At 40.2% G+C, this 25,649-nt stretch carries 22 protein-coding genes and 1 tRNA gene; 14 read left to right on the top strand and 9 right to left on the bottom strand.

Annotation, left to right across the window (positions count from 1 at the left end; all coding sequences use genetic code 11):
- Window positions 1-3 precede the first annotated feature (3 nt).
- Complete coding sequence (locus H589_RS0108190; protein ID WP_027721578.1) at window positions 4-2,181, top strand: AsmA family protein; 2,178 nt, start codon at window positions 4-6, stop codon at window positions 2,179-2,181.
- A gap of 137 nt (window positions 2,182-2,318) precedes the next feature.
- Window positions 2,319-2,588 (top strand): hypothetical protein, encoded by a 270-nt coding sequence (locus tag H589_RS0108185; protein ID WP_027721577.1) that lies wholly within the window; start codon window positions 2,319-2,321, stop codon window positions 2,586-2,588.
- A 76-nt stretch (window positions 2,589-2,664) separates the two neighbouring features.
- On the opposite strand, the gene tdh is transcribed toward H589_RS0108185, so the two are convergent.
- A complete protein-coding gene (gene tdh / locus H589_RS0108180) occupies window positions 2,665-3,699 on the bottom strand; it encodes an L-threonine 3-dehydrogenase (RefSeq protein WP_156891687.1) in 1,035 nt (344 codons plus the stop codon).
- 12 nt (window positions 3,700-3,711) lie between these two features.
- The gene (locus H589_RS0108175; protein ID WP_027721575.1) at window positions 3,712-4,902 is read right to left on the bottom strand and encodes a glycine C-acetyltransferase; all 1,191 of its coding nucleotides are present in this window, start codon (window positions 4,900-4,902) and stop codon (window positions 3,712-3,714) included.
- A gap of 232 nt (window positions 4,903-5,134) precedes the next feature.
- Between H589_RS0108175 and H589_RS0108170 the strand changes: the two genes are divergently transcribed.
- Window positions 5,135-5,596, top strand: a complete 462-nt coding sequence (locus H589_RS0108170; protein WP_027721574.1) for an Lrp/AsnC family transcriptional regulator — start codon at window positions 5,135-5,137, stop codon at window positions 5,594-5,596.
- A 132-nt stretch (window positions 5,597-5,728) separates the two neighbouring features.
- Here H589_RS0108170 and H589_RS0108165 read toward each other — a convergent pair whose 3' ends face one another.
- The gene (locus tag H589_RS0108165) at window positions 5,729-6,823 is read right to left on the bottom strand and encodes a hypothetical protein (protein ID WP_027721573.1); all 1,095 of its coding nucleotides are present in this window, start codon (window positions 6,821-6,823) and stop codon (window positions 5,729-5,731) included.
- A gap of 257 nt (window positions 6,824-7,080) precedes the next feature.
- Between H589_RS0108165 and H589_RS0108160 the strand changes: the two genes are divergently transcribed.
- The 3 genes from H589_RS0108160 to H589_RS0108150 all read left to right on the top strand — a co-directional run bounded on the left by H589_RS0108160 (window position 7,081) and on the right by H589_RS0108150 (window position 12,711).
- On the top strand, window positions 7,081-9,360 hold the full coding sequence (locus H589_RS0108160; protein ID WP_027721572.1) for an ATP-binding protein: 2,280 nt from the start codon (window positions 7,081-7,083) through the stop codon (window positions 9,358-9,360).
- A gap of 182 nt (window positions 9,361-9,542) precedes the next feature.
- Window positions 9,543-11,633 (top strand): methyl-accepting chemotaxis protein, encoded by a 2,091-nt coding sequence (locus H589_RS0108155; RefSeq protein WP_027721571.1) that lies wholly within the window; start codon window positions 9,543-9,545, stop codon window positions 11,631-11,633.
- 442 nt (window positions 11,634-12,075) lie between these two features.
- Window positions 12,076-12,711: a GntR family transcriptional regulator gene (locus H589_RS0108150; RefSeq protein WP_027721570.1), complete on the top strand. Its 636-nt coding sequence runs from the start codon at window positions 12,076-12,078 to the stop codon at window positions 12,709-12,711.
- Between the two features lie 54 nt (window positions 12,712-12,765).
- Here the strand turns inward: H589_RS0108150 and H589_RS0108145 are convergent, their stop codons facing one another.
- Window positions 12,766-13,428, bottom strand: coding sequence for a BON domain-containing protein (locus tag H589_RS0108145; RefSeq protein ID WP_027721569.1), 663 nt, complete (start codon window positions 13,426-13,428; stop codon window positions 12,766-12,768).
- A gap of 73 nt (window positions 13,429-13,501) precedes the next feature.
- The gene (locus tag H589_RS0108140; protein ID WP_245577074.1) at window positions 13,502-14,923 is read right to left on the bottom strand and encodes a glycosyltransferase family protein; all 1,422 of its coding nucleotides are present in this window, start codon (window positions 14,921-14,923) and stop codon (window positions 13,502-13,504) included.
- A 163-nt stretch (window positions 14,924-15,086) separates the two neighbouring features.
- Between H589_RS0108140 and H589_RS0108135 the strand changes: the two genes are divergently transcribed.
- The 7 genes from H589_RS0108135 to H589_RS0108105 all read left to right on the top strand — a co-directional run bounded on the left by H589_RS0108135 (window position 15,087) and on the right by H589_RS0108105 (window position 20,439).
- Window positions 15,087-15,686 carry an RlmE family RNA methyltransferase gene (locus H589_RS0108135; RefSeq protein WP_027721567.1) on the top strand — a complete coding sequence of 200 codons (600 nt, stop codon included), beginning with the start codon at window positions 15,087-15,089 and terminating at the stop codon, window positions 15,684-15,686.
- A gap of 56 nt (window positions 15,687-15,742) precedes the next feature.
- Window positions 15,743-15,827 (top strand) — tRNA-Tyr (locus H589_RS0108130).
- A gap of 187 nt (window positions 15,828-16,014) precedes the next feature.
- Window positions 16,015-16,761 carry a YebC/PmpR family DNA-binding transcriptional regulator gene (locus H589_RS0108125; protein ID WP_027721566.1) on the top strand — a complete coding sequence of 249 codons (747 nt, stop codon included), beginning with the start codon at window positions 16,015-16,017 and terminating at the stop codon, window positions 16,759-16,761.
- Window positions 16,762-17,268 carry a crossover junction endodeoxyribonuclease RuvC gene (ruvC, locus tag H589_RS0108120; protein ID WP_027721565.1) on the top strand — a complete coding sequence of 169 codons (507 nt, stop codon included), beginning with the start codon at window positions 16,762-16,764 and terminating at the stop codon, window positions 17,266-17,268.
- On the top strand, window positions 17,265-17,876 hold the full coding sequence (gene ruvA, locus H589_RS0108115; RefSeq protein ID WP_027721564.1) for a Holliday junction branch migration protein RuvA: 612 nt from the start codon (window positions 17,265-17,267) through the stop codon (window positions 17,874-17,876). Before ruvC ends, ruvA begins: the two co-directional genes overlap by 4 nt.
- Window positions 17,877-17,900: 24 nt before the next feature.
- On the top strand, window positions 17,901-18,881 hold the full coding sequence (ruvB, locus tag H589_RS0108110; protein ID WP_027721563.1) for a Holliday junction branch migration DNA helicase RuvB: 981 nt from the start codon (window positions 17,901-17,903) through the stop codon (window positions 18,879-18,881).
- A gap of 100 nt (window positions 18,882-18,981) precedes the next feature.
- On the top strand, window positions 18,982-20,439 hold the full coding sequence (locus tag H589_RS0108105; RefSeq protein ID WP_027721562.1) for a sensor domain-containing diguanylate cyclase: 1,458 nt from the start codon (window positions 18,982-18,984) through the stop codon (window positions 20,437-20,439).
- Between the two features lie 9 nt (window positions 20,440-20,448).
- Here H589_RS0108105 and H589_RS0108100 read toward each other — a convergent pair whose 3' ends face one another.
- The 4 genes from H589_RS0108100 to fdhD form a co-directional block, all read right to left on the bottom strand.
- Window positions 20,449-21,321 (bottom strand): transposase, encoded by an 873-nt coding sequence (locus H589_RS0108100; RefSeq protein WP_027721561.1) that lies wholly within the window; start codon window positions 21,319-21,321, stop codon window positions 20,449-20,451.
- Between the two features lie 20 nt (window positions 21,322-21,341).
- The gene (gene moaA / locus H589_RS0108095) at window positions 21,342-22,334 is read right to left on the bottom strand and encodes a GTP 3',8-cyclase MoaA (RefSeq protein WP_027721560.1); all 993 of its coding nucleotides are present in this window, start codon (window positions 22,332-22,334) and stop codon (window positions 21,342-21,344) included.
- A gap of 1 nt (window position 22,335) precedes the next feature.
- Complete coding sequence (locus H589_RS0108090) at window positions 22,336-23,283, bottom strand: formate dehydrogenase accessory protein FdhE (protein WP_027721559.1); 948 nt, start codon at window positions 23,281-23,283, stop codon at window positions 22,336-22,338.
- 438 nt (window positions 23,284-23,721) lie between these two features.
- On the bottom strand, window positions 23,722-24,510 hold the full coding sequence (gene fdhD / locus H589_RS0108085) for a formate dehydrogenase accessory sulfurtransferase FdhD (protein WP_027721558.1): 789 nt from the start codon (window positions 24,508-24,510) through the stop codon (window positions 23,722-23,724).
- Between the two features lie 249 nt (window positions 24,511-24,759).
- On the opposite strand from fdhD, the gene H589_RS0108080 reads away from it, so the two are divergent.
- On the top strand, window positions 24,760-25,587 hold the full coding sequence (locus H589_RS0108080; RefSeq protein ID WP_027721557.1) for an ABC transporter substrate-binding protein: 828 nt from the start codon (window positions 24,760-24,762) through the stop codon (window positions 25,585-25,587).
- Window positions 25,588-25,649 lie beyond the last annotated feature (62 nt).

Raw genomic sequence — 25,649 nt, 5'->3', positions numbered from 1 at the left:
CTTATGAGTAAAACGTCAAAGATTATTATTACAGCGGCAGTTAGTGTGGTTGTCGTTATTGCAGCGGCTATGGTTCTGGCTACAATTTTAATTGATCCCAATGATTATAAAGATGAGATTTCAAAAATTGTACGTGAAAAGACCGGGCGTGAATTGGTTTTTGATGGAGATCTGAAACTATCAGTCTTTCCTTGGATCGGTATTTCAACTGGGGGAGTTTCGCTTTCAAATGCTCCTGGATTTGCAGAAAAAAATATGCTCAGTTTAAAATCAGCCGATGTAAGCGTTAAGCTGATCCCGCTTATTACTGGCGGCATTGAACTTCGTAATGTTGAAGCTAATGATTTACATGTAAATTTGATGCGTAATAAAAAAGGTGTCACTAACTGGGATGATTTAACCGGTGGTGATAATGCTGAAAAACAAGATAAAAAAACATCTGAAACAACAAAAAAAGAAAAATCTGAGCTTAAACTTTCAGTTGGAGGAGTCAGTGTTCAGAATGCTCAAATCGTATGGGATGACCGAAAAGAAGACATCCGGCAGGCTGTAAGTGATTGCGATATTACTGTGGATGGATTTGCTCCCGGAAGTCCGTTTAAATTTAATATACATGTAGCCCTTTCATCTACAAAGCCTGAGATTGAAGCTGACGTTAACACTTCCGGTGAAGCTGAAGTTTCAAAGGATTTTAAACAGGTCGGGGTTAAAGGTTTAAGTGTTGTTGTTGATGCTGCCGGTAAAGCTGTTCCCGGCGGAAAAGGCAAGATTGCACTTACAGGTGACGCAGCTGTTGATATGATTAAAGGTGCAGCTGATATCAAAGGGCTTGTGCTTGAAGCCTATGGCATGAGGGCAGACGGCACATTTAAAGCTGCTGGGCTCAATGGAAAAGATTTAAATTTTTCAGGTGATTTGAACGTACCCAGTTTTAATTTGAAGAGCACTCTTGATCAAATGGCTATGAATATAAAGACATCTGACAGTTCTGCCCTCAGTTCCGTTGGTATGAATTTTAATTTTTCAGGTACGAAAAGTTCTGTAGAGATTAAAGATTTGCTGATTAATCTGGATGAATCAATCATTAAGGGACTATTTTCATTTGCCAGTCCTGATCGGCCTAACATTGTCGCACAGGTTAATATTGATAAGCTTAACATAGATAAATACCTGCCGCCTAAAGAAGATAAAAAAGTTGAAGAAAAAGAAACTGCAGTTGCTCCAGCTGTAAATGAAGACAAACAGGAACTTCTCCCTGTTGATTTATTACGTAAGCTCACGCTTAAAGCTGATCTGAGTATTAAACAGCTAATAGCTGGAAAGGCCAACCTTAGCGACGTTGTCGTACGAGCCAGAGCCAAAGATGGAGTGCTCACAGTGAAACCTGCTTCACTTAATGCGGCCAAGGGCGCTTTTACCTCAACGGCAGTAGTTGACGTTCGGGGTAAGCAGCCCGTTATGACTGCAAGTGCTTCTCTGACCGGATTAGATGGAGCGGCTTTGTCGCATGAGATGACTGGTAAGGATTCATTTTCAGGAAAGATGAGTTTCAATACGAATTTGCAAACTGCTGGTAATGATATGAAGTCAGTTTATGCAAATCTCAATGGTAATTTCGGTTTTAAGGTTCTTGATGGTTATGTTTCAGGGTTTGACCTTCTTTATCTAGCAGGTGATGCGTTTTCTGTTCTGACTGGCGGTGCTTTCGGAAATAGGGATAGTAAGAGGACTGAGTTCGGTGAAGTTTCTGCAACGGCCACAATAAATAAAGGAGTTGCTGTAAACAAAGATCTGCTTATGAAATCGCCTCTGCTGCGTGCATCAGGAGCAGGAAGTATGAACCTTAATACTATGACTCTTGATTACGGGCTGGATGCAAAAATTGTAGGAACTCTGGAAGGACAGGGCGGTAAGAGTATGAATGATCTGATCGGCCTGACTGTTCCTGTAACTATTTCCGGAGCAGTTGCAGACCCATCTATAATGGTTGATCTGCCGCGTTTTGCAGTTATTCTTGCAAAGTCTGGTTTTAGCATTGTTGGAAGTGTTGTTGAAGGTGTTGGCGACGTGATTCAAGGTATCGGCGATACTTTATCAGGTAAGAAATCTTCTGGCAGTACTAGTGATCAAGACAAGAATCCTGTCCAAAAATTGGGAAATACCCTTAAAAAGTTTTTCTAACTGTATTATTGTTAATGCAAGGCCGTTCCTGGTGATGGGAACGGCTTTTTTTATTTTATGCGACACATCCTGACAGAATCTGTCTTTTTTAAGCTGTAGTCTATATCTATAGATAGATAAAAGGAGGATGGTATTAAATGAGAGGTAACCAGCTCTATGAAGTCATAGTGCGTGAAATGAATCATGTGATGGCTAATGGAAAAAGTCCCGAAAATGCAGCCTTAAGCGTTATGAATGAATTTGCGCATGAGAATATTTATGTTTCAACACGCTATCTAAAACACGCTGGTTTAGCTGCTAAGGTCGCGGAATTAAAAACTTATGGAGTTGAGAATGCAGATATTGCTGAGAGATTGGGAATAACTAAAAGGCATGTTCGCAGGTTGTATGCAAGTTTGAACAACTAAATATTTTTAAAGCTATTCTATAGATTAAAAGAGGCAAACAGATCTGCGGAGTCTGTTTGCCTTTTGATTAAGCAAATTAATCCCAGTCAAGAACAACTTTTCCGGATTGGCCAGAACGCATCACATCAAAACCTTTCTGAAAATCATCAATTTTGAAATGGTGTGTTATTGCGGGAGTTATGTCGAGGTTTGATTGCAGCATGGAAGCCATTTTATACCATGTTTCAAACATTTCACGGCCATATATACCTTTGATCTTCAATCCTTTGAAGACGACCTTGTTCCAGTCAATACCGGTACCTTCAGGCATAATGCCGAGCATAGCTATGTTTCCGCCATGATTCATTTTATCCAGCATGTCTTTAAATGCCGCAGGGCTGCCGGACATTTCAAGACCAACATCAAATCCTTCGGTCATTTTCAGGTCTGCCATAACATCATCAAGCTTTTCTTTGCTGACGTTGACAGTTTTGGATGCTCCAAGCTTACCTGCGATTTCAAGGCGGTAATCATTAAGATCTGTAATGACAATGTGTCTTGCTCCTGCATGGCGGGCAATTGCTACAGCCATGATGCCGATTGGACCTGCTCCGGTAATGAGAACATCTTCACCAACGAGATCGAATGAGAGAGCTGTATGTGCTGCATTGCCAAGAGGATCAAGGACAGATGCTACATCATCAGAAATGGATTCTGTAAGTTTGAATACATTTGATGCAGGAACACTGATGAACTCTGCAAAACAGCCCGGACGGTTTACACCAACACCAATGGTATTACGGCATAGGTGTCTTTTGCCGGCGCGGCAGTTACGGCAATGTCCGCAAGTGACATGGCCTTCAGCAGAAACACGGTCTCCGAGATCTAGTCCCTGTACTTCACTGCCCATGCTTTCGATTGTTCCGACAAATTCGTGTCCTACAACCATTGGGACAGGGATTGTCTGCTGAGCCCATTTATCCCAATTATAGATGTGTACATCGGTTCCGCAAATAGCAGTCTTTTTAACTTTGACGAGTACATCGTTGGGGCCGCACTGGGGAACCGGAACTTCTTCCATCCAGATGCCTTCTTTTGCCTTGCTTTTAACCAGAGCTTTCATCATTTTCATTTCTATATACCCTTACTTGATTATTCCGAGTTCACGGCCTACTTTAATAAATGCGTCAACAGCCTTGTTTACCTGCTCAGGAGTGTGACCTGCAGACATCTGAGTTCTGATTCTTGCAGCCCCGCGCGGTACTACTGGAAAACTAAAACCGACAACGTAGATACCTTCTTTTAACAGTCCTTCAGACATCTTCTGGGCAAGGACTGCATCACCAAGCATAACTGGTATAATGGGGTGGTTACCTGGTACAAGAGTAAATCCGGCTTCTGTCATGCGGGTGCGGAAAATTCTGCTGTTCTCTTCAAGCTTTTCACGAAGTTCAGGCTTTCCATCAATTAAATCCAGCACTGCAATTGATGTGGATGCGATAACAGGAGCAAGAGTATTGGAAAAAAGGTAGGGGCGTGATCTCTGGCGCAGCCATTCAATAATTTCTTTACGTCCTGAAGTGTATCCTCCAGATGCTCCGCCAAGAGCTTTACCCAGAGTTCCTGTGATAATATCTACCCGGTCAAGAACTCCACAATACTCATGAGTTCCTCGACCATTTTCACCGATAAAACCGACAGCATGAGAATCATCTACCATTACAAGTGCGCCATATTTATCAGCCAGGTCGCACACGGATTTGAGATCTGCTATGATGCCGTCCATGGAAAAAACACCATCTGTTACAATCAGTTTATGACGACAGTTTGCAGCGGCTTTAAGCTGCTCTTCAAGGTCAGCCATATCATTATTCTTGTAGCGAAATCTTTGAGCCTTACACAGGCGGACGCCATCAATAATAGAAGCGTGATTCAGAGCATCACTGATAACTGCATCTTCTTTACCCAGAATTGTTTCAAACAATCCACCGTTTGCATCAAAACATGAGCTGTAAAGAATCGTATCTTCGGTTTTTAAAAATTGACTGATTCTTTTTTCAAGCTGTTTGTGTACATCCTGAGTCCCACAGATAAATCTAACTGAGGAAAGTCCGAATCCGTATTTATCGAGTGCAGCTTTACCTGTCTCAATAAGATCTGGATTGTTTGCCAGTCCCAGATAGTTGTTTGCGCAAAAATTGAGTACTTCCTGGCCTCCTGCAACAGAAATAAGTGCCTGCTGCTGGGAAGTTATAATTCTTTCATCTTTGTAAAGACCTTCTGATTTTAACTCTTCAGTCTGCTCAGAAAGAGATTTTAACAAATTATTTTGCATATACTTTTCTCCTGTTGAGGAATATGGTTATTTCGAAATTATTAAAAAACTACATAAGAACTGTTGTCAAGCAAAAAAATAATGCTGATAAATTAAGAAACAAGTAAAAAAGAAGTTAAAATTGAGTGTGTGACTGTTGAAATTGATTGATTGACGGATTTGTTATTTTACCACTATGTATATTACGTTATCTTGCAAAAAATAAATCTATTTTGACTAAAGGAGATTCGGCGTGAAAGAGAGACAATTAGTTCTTGATGATGTAGATCGTAATATTATTGAAGAATTACAGCGTAATGGACGTGAATCATATAAAAATATAGCAAGAAAACTTGGTGTTTCTGATGGCACTGTACGGTTGCGTACAGAACGAATGATCAAAAATGACTATTTGCGTATCACCGCTTCCGTAAATCCTCTTTATTTTGAAAACAGCCTTATCGCTATGGTTGGTATTAATCTCGATGAACGCGCCAACTCTGATATTATGGAAAAGATATCAAAGGTTAATGGTGTTCAAAGTGTAATCAACGTTTCCGGCCGTTTTGACCTTTTAGTTGAAGTCTTTGTCGCTTCCAGAAATGACTTCCGTCAGTTTCTTGTAGATGATTTGTCATGCATTGGTGGTATCAAATCGACAGAAACATTCATGTTTCTTGATGCTATTAATAAATGGGCTGAGCACAGAGATTAAAACTTCCACTCTACCTTCTATATAATTTGTCATATTTGTCTAATTTGTGCCGAAGCAGCTTTTACGGGGAAAGCTGTCTTCGCTATAAGGCAGTCGTGCTTTTTTGTATTGAGCAATTTATTTAAGATAGAGTTATGGTTTCATGTATACTTTGTCATAGGCATACGGGTTGATTTGAATCTGTTTTGTCGGGGCAAGATCCTTTAATATCGGAGCTGTTCTGATAGTCCTAACGTATTTATGATTTCTATATTGGTTAAGCTGCAGTTTTTGTGCTCTTTTACGTTTAACATACTTGTCCATACGGTCCCAGCGATCAAGCCACTGCTTATAAAGTCTGAATGTCTTGGCCATTTCCTCATAATCCTGAGTACTGCTATCCCGTTTACGTATCCCGAAAAAATCAAGCACTTGTTTTACGAATAGTTTGCGTGGTTGAGGCTTGATTTTAGCTGCTGATCTGATGCGGTCAATTTCTTTTTCGTCTGGCGAAATAGCTGCCGCCTTTTGAGAATCCTTCATTGCAAATGCAGCAATAGTTTGCTGTAAATCTTTAATCCTTTGAGATTTATTTTCTTCGGTACTTTTTGATGCCTTCAGAGGAGTATATCCCAGCGATAGAAAAATATCTTTCCCGCTAGTCAGAACAGTCATATCATAAACAGATTGTAAATTTACCTCAGTATATGGTTGATGATAATAATATTGATCATTCTCGTCATCATACAAGAAGTCTCTATGTATATATGCTATGTTTCCATCTTTAAATGCTTCCAGTACTGCTTTAAGTGCAGGAGAGGGTAATATTTCATCTGCTCTGATTGTATTTTCTTTTGCCTTAATTATTTCTAAGGAAGATTTAGACACTTTATTTCTTTTATCAGACAGACTCTTTTCTTTTTTGTGCAGGCTTGGAGTTGATTGATTTTTTATTTCATTAATAATTTTCATCAGTTCTTTGGAGGGAGGAACTTCACTAGCCTTATGTGGATTGATATCTTCTTTAGCTGGAATTCTGGCTAATTTGGGAGCGTTGAGTCTTTTATATTCGTTTGTATTTTGAAATTTAGCAGGTTCTTGGAAATCATATTTTTCTTGGGATTTAAGTTCTGTTAACCTTTGCCCTGTATTGTCGGATGCAAACCCTAAGCCTGCTATCGCTAATAAACTGATTAATAAAAGCGAAAGGTGAAAGACATATTTTGCCTTTTTTATTTTTATCTTCATAGGTATTCGAGTTGAGACTTGCATAAGGATTAATTTAGCTAGTTATTTTTATTTCGAATATGATTTTTTTATTTTGTATATCAGAATATATCAATCTGAAATAAGTGTGTCATTTTTTTATAAAAGTAAAGTATGTTTTATTTTAAAAGTAACTTTTATAGTTTAGCAATTTGTGGCATATTGCTGTTAATTTTAGTTCACTATTTTTTCGTCAAAGCTTTGATTGGTTCGTTGATATTCATTTTCTGGTGGAGCATATGGTCAAATTTTTCCGTATACGTAAGGGGCAGGTGCTACCATATAAACTTCTGGTTTATATTCTGATTTGTAGTTCTTTTTTTACGATTCTCGGCACAAGTATTCAGCTTTATATGGAATATCGTAATGATGTTGGTGAAATCCAGAAAGGAATGAATCAGATTGAGCAAAGCTACGCTAATACCATTGCAGCAAGTCTTTGGGATATAAATATCGATCATGTTAAAATTCAGCTTGAAGGGGCTCTTAAGCTGCCTGGGCTGCGATATCTCGAAGTTGTTGAGATGTCTTTTGGTTCTGTTGATCCTGTTGCCTCGCTAGGCGCTATTCCTAAAGGTAAAAATATTATAGAGCGCACGTATCCATTGATACATATTGTAGATGGTAAAACCGTAGAGGTCGGACAGTTAAGAGCTGTTGCGGGGCTTGATGACGTATTTAAGAAACTCAAACTCAGAGTTTTTATAATTATGTTAACTCAAGGTGTTAAAACTTTTCTTGTCGCATTATTTATTCTCATCATTATACATTATATGATTACCAGACATTTGCAGGCCATGGCTGACTATGCGCAGGATATGGATATTAATAATCTTGACCGGGAACTTGTTTTAAAGCGGCGTAGAGTTAACAGAACACCTGATGAGATTGATATGGTTGTGCAGGCATTTAATAAAATGCGCATGAATCTGGTCCGTGATATTGCTGAGCGAAAAAAGGTGGAAGAAGCACTTAAAGAAGCAAATATGATTGTTGAGAAGAGTCCTGTGATACTCTTTAAATGGCGTAATGAAGAAGGTTGGCCTGTTGAGCTTGTTTCGCAGAATATTTCTCAGCTGGGATTTCAGGCTGATGAATTTTTATCAGGAAAAATTAAGTATATTGAGGTAATACATCATGAGGACCTTGATCGAGTTGGTCAGGAACTAATGCACTGGATTAATCATGGTGTTGATCATTTCATTCAGCAATATCGCATTGTAGATCATTCGGGAAGAGTTTACTGGATCGAAGATAGCACAGTAGTTGTCCGGGATGCTGATGGTAATGTTGCTTCTTTCTTAGGTATTGCAATGGATGTTACTGAACGTGTTATGGCCGAGAGTGAATTGGCACGTTTACGTAATCTTCTTAAAAATACCATTGATTCTATGCCGACTGTATTAGTTGGTGTGGATGAGAATATATGTATTAATCAGTGGAATAAGTCTGCTGAAGAAGAGACACATAAAACTTTTGAAGATGTTAAGGGATTACATCTGTTTGATTTGTTCCCACAACTTAAATCCGAGCTGGATTTGATTGTAGAGTCTGTTAAGAACTTAGAAGTTAAGGAGAAGAATAAGATCCCTTTCAGTGCAGATGGTGAGGTTCAATATAAGAATATAAAAATATATCCACTCCTTGAAAGTGAAGCTGGTCGCGGAGCAGTTGTTCTCATTGATGATGTTACAATGAAGTCACGTCTTGAGGATATGATGATCCAGACGGAGAAAATGATGTCCGTAGGTGGACTGGCTGCCGGAATGGCCCATGAAATTAATAATCCTCTTGGAGCAGTTCTTTCAGGTGTGCAGGGGACAGAAAGACGTTTTTCTCCATCTCTTCAGAAGAATATTGAAGTTGCCGATGGGATTGGGTTGGACCTCCAGAAGGTACATCAGTATATGGATCAGCGTGGTATTTTAGGTTACCTTCGCGGGATAAGTGATGCCGGACGCAGGGCAGCCAGAATAGTTCGTAACATGCTTGAATTCAGCCGTAAGAGTGAATCTACAAGAGCAGAAGTAAATGTGAAGGGAATTTTGGAAAAAACCCTTAGTCTGGCTGAGAATGATTATGATTTGAAAAAGAAATATGATTTTAAAACTATTGAAGTCCGGCGTGACTATGAGCAGGGATTGCCGAAGGTAAGTATTACAGAAACCGAAATTGAGCAGGTTTTTTTAAATCTTTTCAAAAATGCAGCTCAGGCAATGATTGATAAAGATTTTGAAGGAGAAACTCCTAATATTACCCTTAGAACACGCAAAGATGGTGATTTTGTTCGCATCGAGGTTGAAGATAACGGTTCGGGAATGGATGAAGATATCAGGAAAAGGGTGTTTGAACCATTTTATACAACTAAGCGGGTAGGTTTAGGAACCGGACTTGGGCTGTCTGTTTCTTATTTTATTATTACGCGGAATCATGAAGGTGAGTTTTTAGTTGAATCAGAGCCTGGTAAGGGATCAAAATTTATTATAAGACTTCCTGTTGTTGAAAATAAAATTGATTGAAAATAAATTTCATATAAGAGTGATGATCAAAGTTCTCCTTCCACAATATTGGAAGGAGAACTTTTTTTTAAGTAGATGGAATATTTAAATGTAAGTTTAATGTAAAATGTTATAAAAAATGTTATAAGATTACTGTATTGTTTGTGTTATGCATTTACGGACTACCCGAAAGGAGGGGTTTTATGACATTAAATATTAAAAATAAGCTGATCATGATGACATTGGTTGCAGTGCTCTTTTCAGTTGGTGGTCTTTCGTTTGTTGCTTATTTTGAAATGACTGGCATGGCAGAAACTTATTTTTCTGAGTCATCATCGGGAGAACTACAGCAAGTGGACCGATTTATAACTCTTTTCATGAAAGAAGCTCAATTGAATGCCAAATTTATTGCTACTGATAAGAGAGTGGAAGGAGCTGTAGGTGCCGGAGTTAATTTTGTTAATGACAATAAACTGGGTAGCATAACAAGGGCTGTGCTTGGTGAAGAGGGTAAAATTTTATATGATTTTTTTGAGCAGATGGTTAAAAGCCATCCTGCCTATGGGAACATATATACAGGCATGGAAGATGGTACTTTCATTATGGCTCCGGGGGATAAGATGCCTCAAGGGTATGACCCGAGAAAAAGGCCATGGTACAGAGAAGCTGAGAATTCACTTGATGAGACCTCATTCAGTAAGGCCTATAAATCAACTACTGGTGACGCCGTAAGTACTATTACTGCCAAGATAAAAAAGGACGGCAGCCTCATAGGTATAGTCGGTATTGATATTAATCTGTCTACTCTTACTGATGTTGTGTCAGCAATCAAGGTCGGGAAAACTGGGTATGTTATGCTTATGGAAGCTGATAACACGATACTTTCAGACCCGGTTCATAAGGATTATCTGTTTAAGCAAGCTGATAAAGTTGATAATTCCGGACTTACAGCTGTGGCAAAACTTAATGATGGAGTTTCAATCATCAGTTTGGATGGGAAAGAAACCTTTGTAAGAATTTATACATCGCCTCACCTTGGCTGGAAGTTGGCGCTTCTTATTGATAAATCAGAGATCATGGGAGGAGCTTACAATACACTCAAGGATACTTTTTTGATAGGATTTGGAATTGCGTTGGTTTTATGCGTAGTTGGATGGATCGTCGCGAGGTCCATTGCTACTCCAATCCAGCTTTTAGTCAGTGCTGCTCATGATGTCTCAAATGGGAAGTATGATGTAGAGCTTGACGAATCTAATTTCTCAGGTGAATTGCTTACTCTGCAGCAGTCTCTTAAAAATATGGTCGATAATCTTGTAACCTTGTTAAAGAGCACTGAGGAGAAAGGTATAGAGGCAGAACGGCAGACAGAACTTGCCAAAGATGCTCTTGCTGATGCTGAAGTTGCACGCAACGAAGCAGAGAATGCAAAACGTGAAGGTATGTTGCAGGCTGCAGGGCATCTTGAAAAAATAGTAGCACAGGTCTCCAGTGCAACACAGGAACTTTCTTCTCAAATAGAAGAGTCCCGATCCGGTGCTGATGTTCAGAGGGAACGGACTACCGAAGCAGCTACAGCAATGGAAGAGATGAACGCTTCTGTTTTTGAGGTAGCACAAAATGCATCAAAAGCAGCGGAAAGTGCTGATATTGCTAAGAATCAGGCTGAGGTTGGGGGGAAGATAGTTCATAATGTAATATCAAGTATAGGTGAAGTGCATGAAGCTTCCGGGCAGATGTCTATCGGACTTGAAGGGTTAGGTCAGCAGGCTGAGGGGATCGGGAACGTTATGAATGTGATTACTGATATTGCTGATCAGACAAATCTTTTAGCTCTTAACGCTGCAATTGAGGCTGCCCGAGCAGGTGATGCCGGGCGCGGATTTGCTGTTGTTGCTGATGAAGTCCGTAAATTGGCTGAAAAAACCATGGATGCTACCAAAGAGGTTGGTGATGCTGTGGCTGCTATTCAGACCAGAACTCGTGATAGTATCAGCGATATGGCAAGAGCCTCCGGCATGATTGAGACTAGTACCCAATATGCGTCTGAGGCAGGTGAGTCTTTATCTTCTATCGTAGAAGTTGTTGACGATACTGCGGATCAGGTTAGGGCTATTGCTACTGCCTCGGAAGAGCAATCTGCCGCTTCGGAGGAAATTAATCGTACGACTGATGATGTCAATCGTATCGCAGCTGAAACATCTTATGCAATGGAAGAGTCCTCACAGGCTGTGATGGAACTTTCTAGACTCACTGAAGAGCTTAATTCAGTTATTGAAGATTTGAAAAAAGTTTAAACTAGCAAAATATTCATATAGAAGGCCGTTTCCTTATCGGGGAAACGGCCTTCTCTGTTTCTATGTCGAAAATTAATAAAGAAAAAAATTTCGAATTCAGTGCTAATTATATCCTTGTTTAGGATACCCTTTATAATAAAAAATATTTCTAAAGTTAAACAATCTCATTCTATACATACGGTATGATAAACTGTTGTATTTTGTCATAAAGTTGAATTATAGATACAACATATAAGACAATAGGATATTAATGTTATGCATTGATTATAAATTATTGCACTACCAATGCTCATGCTCTATTGTAAATAATATATTTTCGTTGCAAACGTTTGCTGCTTGATATTATTCAGAAAAATGCTAAAATAAAAAATCATTACGAATGCATTAAATGAGGGGAGTTGCATAAATATAGTATGGAAATACTATAGTAAGGGGTATTTATATGACTACTAATGATGGACTGAGGAGAAGGGTTTTAAGAGATGATGTGGTAGAACATATTGTCGAGAGTATTATAAACGGTACTTTAAAGCCTGGCGATAAGATTGTTGAAACCAGAATTTCTCGTGAATTACACGTCAGCCAGGGGGCTGTGCGTGAAGCTATACGAGATTTAACTGCACGTGGTTTTGTTGAGACTGAACCGTATAAAGGTTCAAAGGTGAGAACTCTCACAGTTAATGATCTTCATGATTATTATGCTGTGAGAGGAGAACTTGAGCCTATTGCTGCCGGATGGGCATATAAACTCAATACAATTGATATTGACGGGCTGTACTGCATAGTTGATACAATGCAGGCAGCAGTGTTGCGCAAAGATGCGGATGTTGTACGTAAGGCTGATTTGGAATTCCATAGGAAGATTGTCGAAGCATGCGGGAATAAGTCTCTTATTCGGTCATGGGAAGCATTGGCAAATGACTATTGGATATATACAATAGCATATAAGGGATTTAACAGCGATACAAGTCTGTCAGGTCATGCAGAATCACACCGTTTAATTATTAAAGCAATTGAATCCGGTGATATCAATTTGATGAAAGAACGATTGCAAAGCCACTTTGTGAATGAAATATAAAGTTATTGGATTGAATCAGCTGGCATCTTTCGGATGCCGGCTTTTTTAATCCGGTTATTTCATTGCAAAGGCAATTCTTTTGCTTTGTCGAAGATATTGATTTTGTTTGCTTGAACGGATAAATGATTTCACAGATTTGACGCCGTTTATATTACCTGCAATCTGTCTGGCCTTTACTGCTTCATTAATATCACCAACTCTTCCAAGTAATATAATATTACAATCTACTGACTTCACAGCTACATTAGCTCCCCATACATTATCATCTTCAAGGAGAGCCGTTTTTACGGACATTTGGAGTATATAATCTTCTGCGTTGTTACAGTGGCTGTTTTCCTCTTCGGAAAAAAGATAGGTGGTTAGAGAATTGACTTTATTATTTTTTTTGACAAGCCTACGTATACGCTGGAGGTCCTCCTTCTCATCGTATTTGCCGACAATATACACATTACCGTTATATGCGTATGTACTCAGGTCTAGAATTTCCAAACCTTTCTCATTAAGAATAGCTGACTGAATTTTGGTTTCCAACATTTCATCTTCAATAATAGTTTGGAAACCACGCTCATCAGTGCTTATGGCGTATGCGGTATAGATAGATCCGACTGAAGAAGGAATCATAAGAGGTCCGGGCAGTGGCGGTATCAGTACAGAAGCAGAGCACCCGCTTAAACAGCTGATTATCAGTATTAAAAATAAAAAATGTATTTTCTGCATCCCGCTATCATCCTTGATTAGAGTTTATGGGGGCAGTACAGCAAAGAATATGCCTAGAAGGTTATTTGTAGAATTACTGTATAAAGTTTAATAGGTTAGTAATTCTGTTGTGGTAAGTATGCTTTTTTAAAATTAGATTACGCCAAAATTTTGAAAGACTTTTCTTGAGTTTAGGAAGTGTCATAAATTTATCACATAGTGCCGGTAGTTCATCTGGAGAGATGAAGGAACATTCTTGTACAAGTTCGTCTGGGAAAATGGAAAGACCGGGCGTATAATCAGTCAGTAGCAGACCTCCGACAGCCCATACATCAAAATTTCGCTGTGTAAGTCCACACGGCAGAAGCGGGCTTGTCATATTCAGATTTATTCCTGCTCCTGCATAGATTGATGGCAATGCTGTATAGTAGTCTACTGGTGGACGAATGTCAGTAGAAGTAAGTTGTTTTTTCCAGCCTTCATCGCCGAAAAGGGTGAGATTTTCTCCCGCAGCATTGAGTATACAGCTCCTCCAAAGCAGTCCTGATTGTTCGGCTCTGAATCCTGTTTCACGTACCTTGCGTCCCGGCCAGAATTTATGAAGCATATCACGTTTTGCCCACCACTCAAAGTCCGGCTTTGTTCCAGTTCCGATGGTTCTTACTGCTTCATCATAATCTTTGTGTGTGAAAGTACATCCTGCAAAAAAACTATCTTTGTGAGGGAAGCTGGAACGGCCTACAAAGACGACTCGTTTATCAAGCATTGGAAATTTTACAACATCAGCATTAAAAAGATCAGGGTCTGTTCCAAGTGGGAGATGCTCGACTTTTATTGATCCAAGCTGTTTCAGATGCTGGATAAACCAATGGTCGGTTACCATTAGCGGGACTTGTTTCCAGTAGTCTGATTTAATGCCTGAAATAATATGGAATGGATTGTCTACAAACCAGACAACTACCTTGACACCAGCCTCTCTAAGCATGAAATATGTTTCGCCTGTATTGTCCAGTCCTATAAAATTAATACTCAGAACCAGTTCCGGTAATTCCTGATCTAGCATGGAAAGCAGGTTTTTGCGCATTGCATCCGGATCGATAACACTGTATGTGAAGTCGGCATGTGCAAGGGCTTTTGAGAGTTCCGGTACTAATAGAGAATTATCATCTCCTGGAATCCATACTGTCTTTTTTCGTACTTTTTTATTCACTCCGGTTTGCCTGATTACCAGTTGAGCAAGTATCGGACCCCAGAATGATGGGAAAAGCATTTTGTTCGGAGTGTATAAAATAATTCTGTGTGCAGTTGTGGATAATAGCTCCGGTTTAATCTTTTTGAATGCGGAAGGGATTTTTCTCGAAAGGGTTTGTGATTCGAAGTCAGGACATTCTATATAATAAATAGTGCTGTTGTCAGGAAAAAGTTTTAAAGCTGTTTCCGGCACAGGTCCCAACCCTAAGAATAAAATTTCACCGCTACCGCCTAGGTCCTGAAAGTATTCAGTCCCATCGGGCAATGACTGTAATTTCCCGGATTCGTTTTTAATACGTATTCTCTGAGGGCGTTGCATAGTTTATGGAACTTGGCTAACAAGCCTTAATAAGTTAATTTTCTTTCATCTTATAACGCAGTTGCTTAGAAAAGTCTTTTTTTGGGTGCTGCGAAACCAACAGCAGAGTATGAAACAATATCGCGATCATTATTTTAAAAGGGCTAAAAAAGATAATTATCCTGCCCGTTCAGTATATAAGCTTCAAGAATTGGACAAGCGTTTTAACATTTTAGCCAAAGGGCAAAATGTTATGGATCTTGGCGCTGCCCCCGGATCATGGACTCTTTTTGCTGCCAAAAAAGTAGGTGACGAAGGCCGTGTTCTGGGCGTTGACATTCAGTCGACCGATACAATCTTTCCAGACAACGCAACTTTTTTGCAGGCTGATGTTTTTGAAGATTCTCCAGAACTTCTTGCTGCAATGGATAAACAGCTTCCGTATGACCTTATCATCAGTGATATGGCTCCGAAAACTTCCGGTGTAAAATTTGCTGATCAGGCCAATTCTCTCGAACTTTGTGAGAGGGCTCGAGATATTGTTCCAAGCAGGCTTAAGATTGGGGGGAATTTTGTCGTGAAAATTTTTGAAGGCCCCGATGTTAAAGGCTACACTGATTCATTGAGAAAGATGTTTTCCAAGGTGAAAACATTCAAGCCTAAAAGCTCCAGACAGGAAAGTAAGGAGATTTTCATTGTAGGGCTTGGCTTTCGCGGCGGGGCAGAGTAAGAAGGGGATCTTCTTTGCTAAGCAATATGCTGGCATAGTTTATCAATAGAAAAAATGGTGGGGTTCCCGAGCGGCCAAAGGGAACAGACTGTAAATCTGTCGGCAACGCCTTCGGAGGTTCGAATCCTCCCCCCACCACCATATTTATATATTCCGGCGATTTTTACCGGATTTCAGGTTAAAGCTTAAGGTCCTTTTTGATACGGCGAGTTTGGATTGTTGTGATAAAAAACGCATACAGTCTATACGCCACTCAGAGGTAAATTATAAAATTAGCAGACCCTCGAATTTTTTACGGGGGTTCTTACGTTCTTTTCAGGAGGAATACATGGCTGGACATAGTAAATGGGCAAACATTCAGCATAGAAAAGGTAGACAGGACGCCAAGCGCGGTAAAATTTTTACCAAAATGGCTAAGGATATCATTATCGCAGCCAAGGGTGGCGGCGATCCCAGTATGAATGCTTCACTGCGCCTTGCTATTTCAAAAGCTAAAGCAGTAAACATGCCTAACGATAAAATTGATACAGCAATCAAGAAAGGTACTGGCGAGTTGGCTGGTGGTGATATTGCTGAAGTCATGTACGAAGGTTACGGTCCCGGTGGTGTTGCAGTCCTTATCGAAGCTGCCACTGATAACAAAAACCGTACTGTTGCTGAAGTGCGTCATGCCCTCGGTAAAGGCGGCGGTTCCATGGGAGAAGCTGGCTGTGTTGCATGGATGTTTGATAAAAGAGGTGTAATGATTTTTGACAGTGAGAAATACACTGAAGATCAACTCCTTGAAATCGGTCTCGAAGCCGGTGCTGAAGACGTTATTGCTGAAGATGGCTCTCTTGAGGTTCATTGTGCTCCTGAAGATTTCAGTGCAGTGCAGAAAGCCTTTGAAGATGCCGAATTTGAAGTGACAAGTTCTGAACTTTCTTATGTGCCAAAGAACCTTGTAGAAGTTGATGTTCCCAATGCTAAAAAGCTTATGAACCTTATGGAAAAGCTGGAAGACAATGAAGACGTACAGAACGTCCATGTTAATGCCGATTTTCCTGAAGAGCTCATGGCTGAAATGGCAGACTAGATGGGAGATTCCGGTATTATCATTATAGGTATTGATCCTGGAACCCGTGTTACGGGGTTCGGGATTGTCAGGGAACTTTCGGGTCAGGTTTCCCTTGTTGATGCCGGTACAATCCGTACTGATACCAAAAAACCGATGTGTGCTCGTTTAGGGCAGATTTATGCTCGCATTGCAGAGCTTATAGAAAATCATTCACCGGATGAGGCGGCAATAGAAAATGTTTTTGTCGCCTCTAATCCGGCTTCAGCCATCAAACTGGGACAGGCTAGAGGTGCTGCTATGGCTGCATGTGCTGTTTCCGGTCTGGTGGTCTCTGGGTACGAACCTACCAAGGTTAAACAAAACCTTGTTGGAACCGGACGTGCTGATAAGACACAGGTCGCTTTTATGGTAGAGCGTATTCTTGGTGTTAAGAATACAAAATGGGCCAAAGATACAACTGATGCTCTGGCTATTGCAGTCTGTCATCTCAATGAAAGAAGATTTGCAAGGATGGCGGGAAAATGATCGCGTATATTCACGGAAAACTCCTCGAAGCTACAGATAAATCATGTATTATTCTTACTCCCGGCGGAGTGGGGTATGAGCTTTTTTTGACTATCTCAGCTCTGTCTACCTTGCCGGAAGCCGGGTCTGATATGGTCTTTTATGTTCATTCTGTTATCCGTGAAGATGCTTTTGATCTTTATGGTTTTCCTTGTTTTGATGACCGTGAAGTTTTTCGTACTCTTATTTCGATTGATCGCCTCGGACCTAAAAAAGCACTTGCAATTCTATCTCAGTTTAATCCTAAAGAGTTGCAGGATATCGTTTTTCGTGAAGACGTAAAAAGCATGGCTATTGTTCCGGGAATTGGCCCTAAATCCGCCCGTCAGATCTTATGGTCCTTGAAAGACAAAATGGAAACCCTTAAAAGTGCGACTATACGAAGCGGAGCCTGTCCGACGGAAGGTGATCGCAGTGAGTTTCTTGATGCGCTCTCAGGGTTACGAAACCTCGGATATGCAGATGATGAGGTTCGGGAGTTCCTCAAAGGTATTTTTGATGAGGAACCGGATCTTGATGCTGGCGGTGCAATACGTGTGGCGCTTAAAAAAATATCTCAGAGTAAATAGTTTTAACACAGGCAGTGCCGGAATATGTTGGAAAACAACGGAACAGATGATCACATTAGACCGCAACGACTGACTGATTTTATAGGTCAGGACGATCTGCGTGATAATCTTGATGTTTTTATTCAAGCGGCCCGCGGACGCGGAACTGCCATGGATCATGCCCTCTTTTACGGAAATCCGGGACTTGGCAAGACAACTCTTGCCCGTATTATCTCATCAGAGCTCGGGGTAAATCTTATCTCCACCTCCGGTCCGGTTTTGGAACGCAGTGGTGACCTTGCAGCTATTCTAACCAATCTTTCCCGTAATGATATCCTTTTTATTGATGAAATTCACAGAGTTCCGGCCACGGTTGAGGAAGTCCTCTATCCGGCAATGGAAGATTACAATATTGACCTTATCATAGGTCAGGGACCTGCTGCCCGTACTGTTAAAATAGATCTTGAACCATTTACTCTGGTCGGTGCTACAACTCGTCTTGGGCTTCTGACTTCTCCTTTGCGTGATCGGTTTGGATGTATTTTTCGTCTGGAATTTTATTCACCGGAAGAGCTTGCCCGAATTGTTATCCGTGCTGCCCGAATTTTTGATCTGAAAGTTACTGAAGAAGGCGCGCTTATCATAGGAAAGCGCTCTCGCGGTACTCCGCGTATTGCCAACCGTCTTCTTAGACGTGTCCGTGACTATGCTACTGTGCATGGTGACGGGATAGTCAATGCTGAGCTTGCTGATATGGCTCTTGACCGTCTTGATGTTGATCCACTGGGGCTTGATTATATGGACCGCAAGATTCTTAATGTACTCATCGATCAGTTTGGTGGCGGTCCTGTTGGAGTTAAAACTATCGCCGTTGCCTGTTCTGAGGAAGTGCGTACAATTGAAGAAATTTACGAGCCATACCTTATTCAATGTGGATTTCTTAAAAGAACATCACGAGGTCGCGTCGCTACCGCTAAGGCTTATCAGCATTTACAGAAAATAACCGGAGCAGGTAGACTTTTTTAGATTTATTTATCCTTTCGGAATGTTGCTTACTTCCTGCATTTAATGTTTTTGTGTATTGTTCCTGCATAGCAAGCGCATTTGCTATAGTCCAGGAGGTATAATGTCGATTCGAATAAAGTTAATAACTGCACTTACAAGTATCCTCGTTCTCGCGTTCATCTCACTTAGTATATTCAATTATAATGTTTCCAGACAAAATGCCCGTGAAGAAACTCTGAATTCTGCACTGCCGCTTACCCGTGACAATATTTACTCGGAGATTCAGGCAGGTCTTATGCGCCCATTGTTTGTATCATCGTTAATGGCCAACGATACCTTTTTGAAAGACTGGGCCAGTTATGGCGAAAAAGATGTTTTGCAGATTATGCGCTATTTAGATGAAATTAAAAATAAATATGGTTTTTTTAGTACTTTTTATGTTTCTGCATTAACCAATGATTATTATTACCCACAAGGGATTTTGAAGACAGTATCTAAGTCAGACAGCCATGATGTCTGGTTTTATGATTTTATTAAGTCTGGTGAAAAGTATAATCTCATTGTTGATACCAATGAGGCAGAAAATAATTCTCTGACAATTTTCATCAATCACCGGGTCGTAGATAGAGATGGGAAATTGCTGGGTGTCACTGGTGTCGGCCTTAATATGGATAATGTATCCAATCTTCTTAAGAATTTTTCTGATAAGTATTCAAAAACAATTTTTCTCATGAGCACTGACGGTACTATTCAGGCTCATTGCCAAGCTGATCTGGTTGGTTATACTAATATTAAATCTATTGCCGGCATAAGTGGTATTGCTGATAATATATTGTCTGCAGACCGCAAAGAACCTGTAACATTTGAGTGTAAGGACGATGGAGATAGGATTTATCTTACATCCAGATATATTCCTGAATTTAATTGGTTTTTAATTGTTGAGCAGGATGAAAACGGGCTTCTTAAATATGCCAAAGATAATTTTATCAGGACATTAACCATCGGGGCTCTAGCCACTTTTCTTGTTGTTGTGTTGTCAGTCCTGGTTGTGAATTATTTCCAGTTACGCTTGGAAAAGCAGGCTAATACTGACGAGCTTACCGGAGTTGCAAACCGCAGATCATTTGAGCGCAAAGTGAATGATGCCATAAGTCTGCATAGCAAAAACGGAAATATATTTTCACTCGTATTACTTGATGTCGATGGATTCAAGGCTGTTAATGATCAGTGCGGACATATTGAGGGAGATGTTGTACTGCGGGAAATTTCAAATATAATCTCTTCGTCGATTCGTGAAACAGATTTCTGTGCACGATGGGGCGGGGATGAATTTATTATCCTCATTTCAGGAAATGATGAACAAGCTTTCATTATTGCTGAACGCATCAGGAGACAAGTTGAACAGATTCGAAAATGTTCAGATAAAAACTCAGAAGCACAAGATGGGATAGTCGTAACAGTCAGTTGCGGTGTAGCTCAGTTCAGAACAGGGGAAACTCTGGATTCACTGACCCTCAGAGCTGATCAGGCCATGTATAAATCAAAGGATCTTGGTAAAAATATGATCATAAAAAGTTAAAAAAATACTTTAATCAACATCAGGTACTATTTTACACATATAACCTACAAGTAGATCGAAAATATTTTTACTACGGTTATTAAATCTGAATTCCAGTTCTTTAAGATAAAGGGGGAAACGGTGAGGAGAAATCCCTTTGTACCGTTTGAATCTTTCTCTTGCAAAATCCCAGAATTCGCCTTCTGAAGTTTCTATGTGTGGGGTTATATTTCGGTATTTACGAATATAGTCCAGTGGAAGAGTTTCGTCGCCACAAAGAATTAGTGCATCGTATTTCTGATAACGGTCAGTGTGGATAATTGAGCCATGCCGTACAAGCTTCAGATGAAAATTATGATTGAAGTGGAAGACTGATTCTGCAGTAATATTCTGCATAAGATCAATGAACACCCAGCCGTTTTTTTCCATTATGCCAAATACAGGTATTTCTCCAGAATTACTTTGAGCAGGCACACCAGTCAGTTTCTTACCCTTAAGATGGGTATGCAGTCCTGTTTCAGGGCCTAGTAGCTGCTGCGCATCAATTGCCTGTGAAAGGATAGCAAATCGTATAGCAGTTATCGCTTTATAGGTTGCGTTGTAGGACAATCCCAGGTCCTGCGAGATGGCGTGAGCAGTGTTGTCTTCAGAGAACATCTGAATCAGACGAAGCCATTCACGGCAGGAAAGCCCTCCGTTGTTAATCCATCTACCACTGAACTCCTGAAATGTGTATTTGCATGATGAGCAGCGATAACGATTACCGTTGAGTGCATAAAGCTTAAGTTCTCTGCAGCGTGGACAGAAGAGTTTACGCTCACCCAAACATTTGTGGATTAAAAATTTTCTGGCTTCTTCTTCTGACGATACCAGTTTTTCTATCATTTCATTATTATCTGCCATAGTTAACTCAGAGCCATTGGCTAGCCACCAATAGAAGACATCTGCGTTGTGCATACACCTTCATTTCCTGATCTGGATTCCAGAAGATGATAACCAAGCGGTTTGTCGCGCGTCGCTGCGGCAATAACTCTCAGGAGCTGGTCATCTCCAAGCTTCGGGTTGCGCAAAATATTACGTAGATTATATGTACGGTCCGAAAAGAGGCAGGTTCGCAGCTGTCCATCAGATGTAATGCGCAGTCTGTTACACGTTCCGCAAAAATGTGAGCTTACAGGAGAAATGAGACCCAGTCTGCCTTTGCCGTTCTCAATTGTATACATTCGGGCTGGACCACGGTTGTCTGGTGTGCGTTCAGCGGGAATTAAATTAGCAAATTCTTTTGCTTGTAAAAGGATGTCATCCGCTGACCAGAATTGTCTGTCTGACTGCGTGTCATCGCCCATAGGCATGAATTCAATGAAGCGCAAATCTACAGGGTTTTTACGGGCAAAATCAAGAAATACTCCCAGCTCTTTATCGTTGGTACCTTTCATGGCAACCGCATTTATCTTAATCTTGATTCCTGCTGATAAGCACGATTCAATAGTTGCAAGAACGTCATTAAGATGATCCTTACCTGTTACTTCCTTAAATGTTTGTCTGTTTAGAGTATCAAGTGATATATTAAGTCTTCTAACACCTATTTTTTTTAAATCTGGAACAACATTTTTAATTGTTGTCCCGTTTGTCGTAATACGTAGATCAATGTCTTCGTGGCGTGACATAATCTCACCAATGAAATCCATAAATCCACGGCGTGCAAATGGTTCACCGCCGGTAAGGCGAAGTTTGCTGATATTCATGGATGTAGCAAGTCCAATCAGGCGTAACATTTCTTCATAGCGAAGAATATCGGGGTGAGGGATAAATTTAAAATCCTTGGTCACGCAATACACGCAGCGTAGATTACATCTATCAGTAACGCTAAGGCGTAAATAGCTGATACTTCTTCCTAATTTATCGGTAAGTACCATTTTAGAACCCCCACACGGATAAAGTGCCACGCGTATATCCTTCTTCGACTGCAACAAAATCAAGAGGAAGGGATTCCAGATCATCAAGTGCCGGAATGGAAATTTTATCAAATTCTCTGAAGTCAGCTGTTTTTATATAGCTTTTGCAAGATTCACAAACATCAACACGGTATCCAGGGGATTCATCCACTGTGAAAAATTTGAGTTTTTCAGGATTGCCTTCATCGCAGTATCCACAGGCAAGTCTGCGTACTCTGTATTCTGTATGGCAAAAAGAACAGTTTGCATAACGATATCCCTGTTTGTGATGCAGTGTGTGCATGAAAGCAATGCTTCCGCAAATAGGACAGTGACCATGCATTCTGGCCGGGGGCAGGCTTACATCAAAGTCCAGTTCTTTGTTTGCCGGTCCTTTTTTTTCTTCTGGTTCCTGTGTAGGCAGATACTGTTCAAGTTCAAGAGCGGCAGCTTTAATGGAAGGAGTTAGAGATGATTGTACGAGAAAATTAAGTGTACGCGGAGCTTCAGGTGTTTTTTCTGCCCATTTGGAGAAGAACTTATCATCACCTTTAAGGTAAGCACTGAAAGCTTCTTTAATATTCAACTCTCCTGATTTAAGCTGCTCAGTTAAGAAGTTACTTGCTTCAGATATTATACCTTCAGATTCAGTCAGAATAGTGGATAATTGATTAAAAAGTACAGTGGCTTGGTCCAGATCGTACGGAAAATCACTTCTCAGTATGAGAGGTCGTCCTTGTAAATTTTCGTCAGCAGTAGCTAATTTCGATGGTTCAGGGATTACAGGCCTGGCTTTTTCTTGTGCTTCAAGCTGAATGCGGGCTACTTTAGCGATCAGCCCGACAAGTTCTTCTGGTAGAAAAGGCTTGCTCTCAAGGTCTGAGATTTTTTTATCAAGCTGGCGTTTTGCGGCAGTGTAATCGTAACTCATCAATTAGCTCCTTAAAAAATACCAATTGGGCCACTATTTGACTGCCAGTAATATTACTCACCACAGACAGCGGCTATGACTTTTAGGTTAATTTTAACATGTACCGAATCGCATAAGTCTTATACACATAAGGTGCATAGGAATGCAAACTACTCATGGTTTTGCACAGAGGATAATTAGATTGCAAACAGGCAAAGTGTGTCTAAGATATATTACATAATAACAGCTTGTTATGGATAGAAAATATTTTTTAATAAAAGTTTGCTGCGAAGATCTTTGATACTAGCATGTACCTATACATAAATTTGATTGATAGGAATAAGAAAAAAACTTTGCCTGTGGTAATATGAAATGTGTTTTTAGCCAGAGAAATAAAGTCTATTATGACAGTTTTGATACAATAGACTTGTGCCTTCAGACAAGGTGATATTATTGTGATTAAAGCCCTTGGATACGGCCTTGATCGTTGTATACCCAAAATCCTGTGTCACTTATATTCCCAATGAGAGTAATCCCTATTTTTCGAGCCAGTTCAACGGAAAAACTGGTGGCAACTGCTGTAGAAGCTAAAATCGGAACTCCTATACGAACGGTTTTAAGCAGTATTTCAGAGGCAACACGGCCTGTAGAAACGATCATTTTACCATCCGTTGGAACTTCTTCTAAAAAACATTGACCAACGATCATATCAATTGCGTTGTGTCTGCCGATATCTTCCCTGAAATAAAGCATTTTTTCAGGTGTACATAAAGATGAATTGTGACATCCACGTGTTTTGCCATAAAGAGTAGAGCGCGCATGAAGTTCAGTGGCGTGACTTAAAATTTGTTCTGGTGTAACTTTTAAGGCAGATTTGATTGAGCGTTTTGAAACGGTCGATACGTTGCGTCCGAAGTTAGTTCCTTTGCCGCAGCCTGATGTTATGGAATATTCAAGAACACGTCCTTTCCATGGGTCGTGGGTGACTGTAACATCTGCAACAATGCGATCTGGACTTTCAGTTATTTTTAAATCGGTGATTTGATCTAAGGATGAAATATACGCATCAGATTTAAGGAACCCTACTGCAAGGTAATTCGGAAATTTTGATGTTGTCAGTAAAGTTACAACCTCACGCCCGTTGAGATTTATGGTTAGTGGTATTTCGAGAATACTCTGAATTTCCTTGTCCTTAAAAGAGCCGTTAGAGTACTCTTGTATGGTAAAATGCATGCTGTCGTTAATCATCTGGTCACCTGTTTTTTGGATTTGTATCAGAATAGGCTCAACAACTCCTTCAATCAAGGATATCTTTTCTCCTTCGGCTTCAGCACTTAAGAGTTATAAGGTTCAGATTGAAAGTATAATTATGCTTTGGTTGACATATCCTTTTGGATTTGCTTTAGAATACTGATACACAGCCGTCTTGACGGAAAGTATCTATAATGCGGATGTCTTGGTTTTATTAAAATCTAACAAGGTGTTTTTGGAGGAAAAATGAAAAAGATTAAGGTGTTATTTCTCGCTCTCGCTCTGGTTTCTCTGCTGGTTGCTCCAGGATTGGTTAAGGCTGAAGAAGTTCTTATGATGGCTACTACCACCAGTACTGATAATACAGGACTGCTGGACGAACTCGCCCCTACTTTTAAAAAGGATACTGGAATCGAATTGCGCTGGACAGCAGTCGGCACAGGTAAAGCTCTCAAGATGGGAGCCAATTGTGACGTTGACGTTTTGATGGTTCATGCTCCTGCAGCAGAACAGAAATACGTTGACTCCGGTGCTCTCAAAGACCGTCGTGAAGTTATGTATAATGATTTTGTAATCATAGGCCCTGCTGCCGATCCAGCAAAAGTTAAAGGTATGTCAGTTGTTGATGCTATGAAAACTTTTGCAGCTAAAAAAGCTCCTTTTATCAGCCGTGGTGACGATTCCGGTACAAATAAAAAAGAAATTTCTCTTTGGAAATTGGCTGGTACAAGTGTTCCTGATAAAGAAGCATGGTATATCCAGACTGGACAGGGAATGATTAAAAGTATTGTTATTGCAGCTGAACGTGGCGGTTATATCATGACTGACCGCGCAACATACATTAAATACAGCGCCACCAAAGATGGTAATCCTGCACTCAAAGTTCTCGTTGAAGGCGATAAAACACTGTACAATCAGTACAGTGTACTTGCTGTAAATCCTGAGAAATGCAAAAATGCTAAGTACAAACTGGCGACTAAATTCTCAGAGTGGATGGCTTCTCCTAAGACTCAGAAAGAAATTGCCGATTTCAAACTTCTTGGCAAAAAACTTTTTATCCCTAACGCTAAATAAGGTATCATATGGCTCGGAAAGGAGGGGAGAGTACCTCCTTTCCGAGTAATATTTTATCAATT

This window comes from Maridesulfovibrio zosterae DSM 11974 (assembly GCF_000425265.1).
GTDB classification, from domain to species: domain Bacteria; phylum Desulfobacterota; class Desulfovibrionia; order Desulfovibrionales; family Desulfovibrionaceae; genus Maridesulfovibrio; species Maridesulfovibrio zosterae.
Note: the sequence above shows the minus strand (reverse complement) of the source record. Positions and strands in the feature narration are given on the sequence as shown.

Excerpts from the sequence above, each read along its gene's own strand:
- H589_RS0108190 (WP_027721578.1), top strand. The coding sequence starts at position 4 with ATGAGTAAAACGTCAAAGATTATTATTACAGCGGCAGTTAGTGTGGTT.
- H589_RS0108185 (WP_027721577.1), top strand. The coding sequence starts at position 2,319 with ATGAGAGGTAACCAGCTCTATGAAGTCATAGTGCGTGAAATGAATCAT.
- tdh (WP_156891687.1), bottom strand. The coding sequence starts at position 3,699 with ATGAAAATGATGAAAGCTCTGGTTAAAAGCAAGGCAAAAGAAGGCATC.
- H589_RS0108175 (WP_027721575.1), bottom strand. The coding sequence starts at position 4,902 with ATGCAAAATAATTTGTTAAAATCTCTTTCTGAGCAGACTGAAGAGTTA.
- H589_RS0108165 (WP_027721573.1), bottom strand. The coding sequence starts at position 6,823 with ATGAAGATAAAAATAAAAAAGGCAAAATATGTCTTTCACCTTTCGCTT.
- H589_RS0108160 (WP_027721572.1), top strand. The coding sequence starts at position 7,081 with ATGGTCAAATTTTTCCGTATACGTAAGGGGCAGGTGCTACCATATAAA.
- H589_RS0108155 (WP_027721571.1), top strand. The coding sequence starts at position 9,543 with ATGACATTAAATATTAAAAATAAGCTGATCATGATGACATTGGTTGCA.
- H589_RS0108150 (WP_027721570.1), top strand. The coding sequence starts at position 12,076 with ATGACTACTAATGATGGACTGAGGAGAAGGGTTTTAAGAGATGATGTG.
- H589_RS0108145 (WP_027721569.1), bottom strand. The coding sequence starts at position 13,428 with ATGCAGAAAATACATTTTTTATTTTTAATACTGATAATCAGCTGTTTA.
- H589_RS0108135 (WP_027721567.1), top strand. The coding sequence starts at position 15,087 with ATGAAACAATATCGCGATCATTATTTTAAAAGGGCTAAAAAAGATAAT.
- H589_RS0108125 (WP_027721566.1), top strand. The coding sequence starts at position 16,015 with ATGGCTGGACATAGTAAATGGGCAAACATTCAGCATAGAAAAGGTAGA.
- ruvC (WP_027721565.1), top strand. The coding sequence starts at position 16,762 with ATGGGAGATTCCGGTATTATCATTATAGGTATTGATCCTGGAACCCGT.
- ruvA (WP_027721564.1), top strand. The coding sequence starts at position 17,265 with ATGATCGCGTATATTCACGGAAAACTCCTCGAAGCTACAGATAAATCA.
- ruvB (WP_027721563.1), top strand. The coding sequence starts at position 17,901 with ATGTTGGAAAACAACGGAACAGATGATCACATTAGACCGCAACGACTG.
- H589_RS0108105 (WP_027721562.1), top strand. The coding sequence starts at position 18,982 with ATGTCGATTCGAATAAAGTTAATAACTGCACTTACAAGTATCCTCGTT.
- H589_RS0108100 (WP_027721561.1), bottom strand. The coding sequence starts at position 21,321 with ATGGCAGATAATAATGAAATGATAGAAAAACTGGTATCGTCAGAAGAA.
- moaA (WP_027721560.1), bottom strand. The coding sequence starts at position 22,334 with ATGGTACTTACCGATAAATTAGGAAGAAGTATCAGCTATTTACGCCTT.
- H589_RS0108090 (WP_027721559.1), bottom strand. The coding sequence starts at position 23,283 with ATGAGTTACGATTACACTGCCGCAAAACGCCAGCTTGATAAAAAAATC.
- fdhD (WP_027721558.1), bottom strand. The coding sequence starts at position 24,510 with ATGATTAACGACAGCATGCATTTTACCATACAAGAGTACTCTAACGGC.
- H589_RS0108080 (WP_027721557.1), top strand. The coding sequence starts at position 24,760 with ATGAAAAAGATTAAGGTGTTATTTCTCGCTCTCGCTCTGGTTTCTCTG.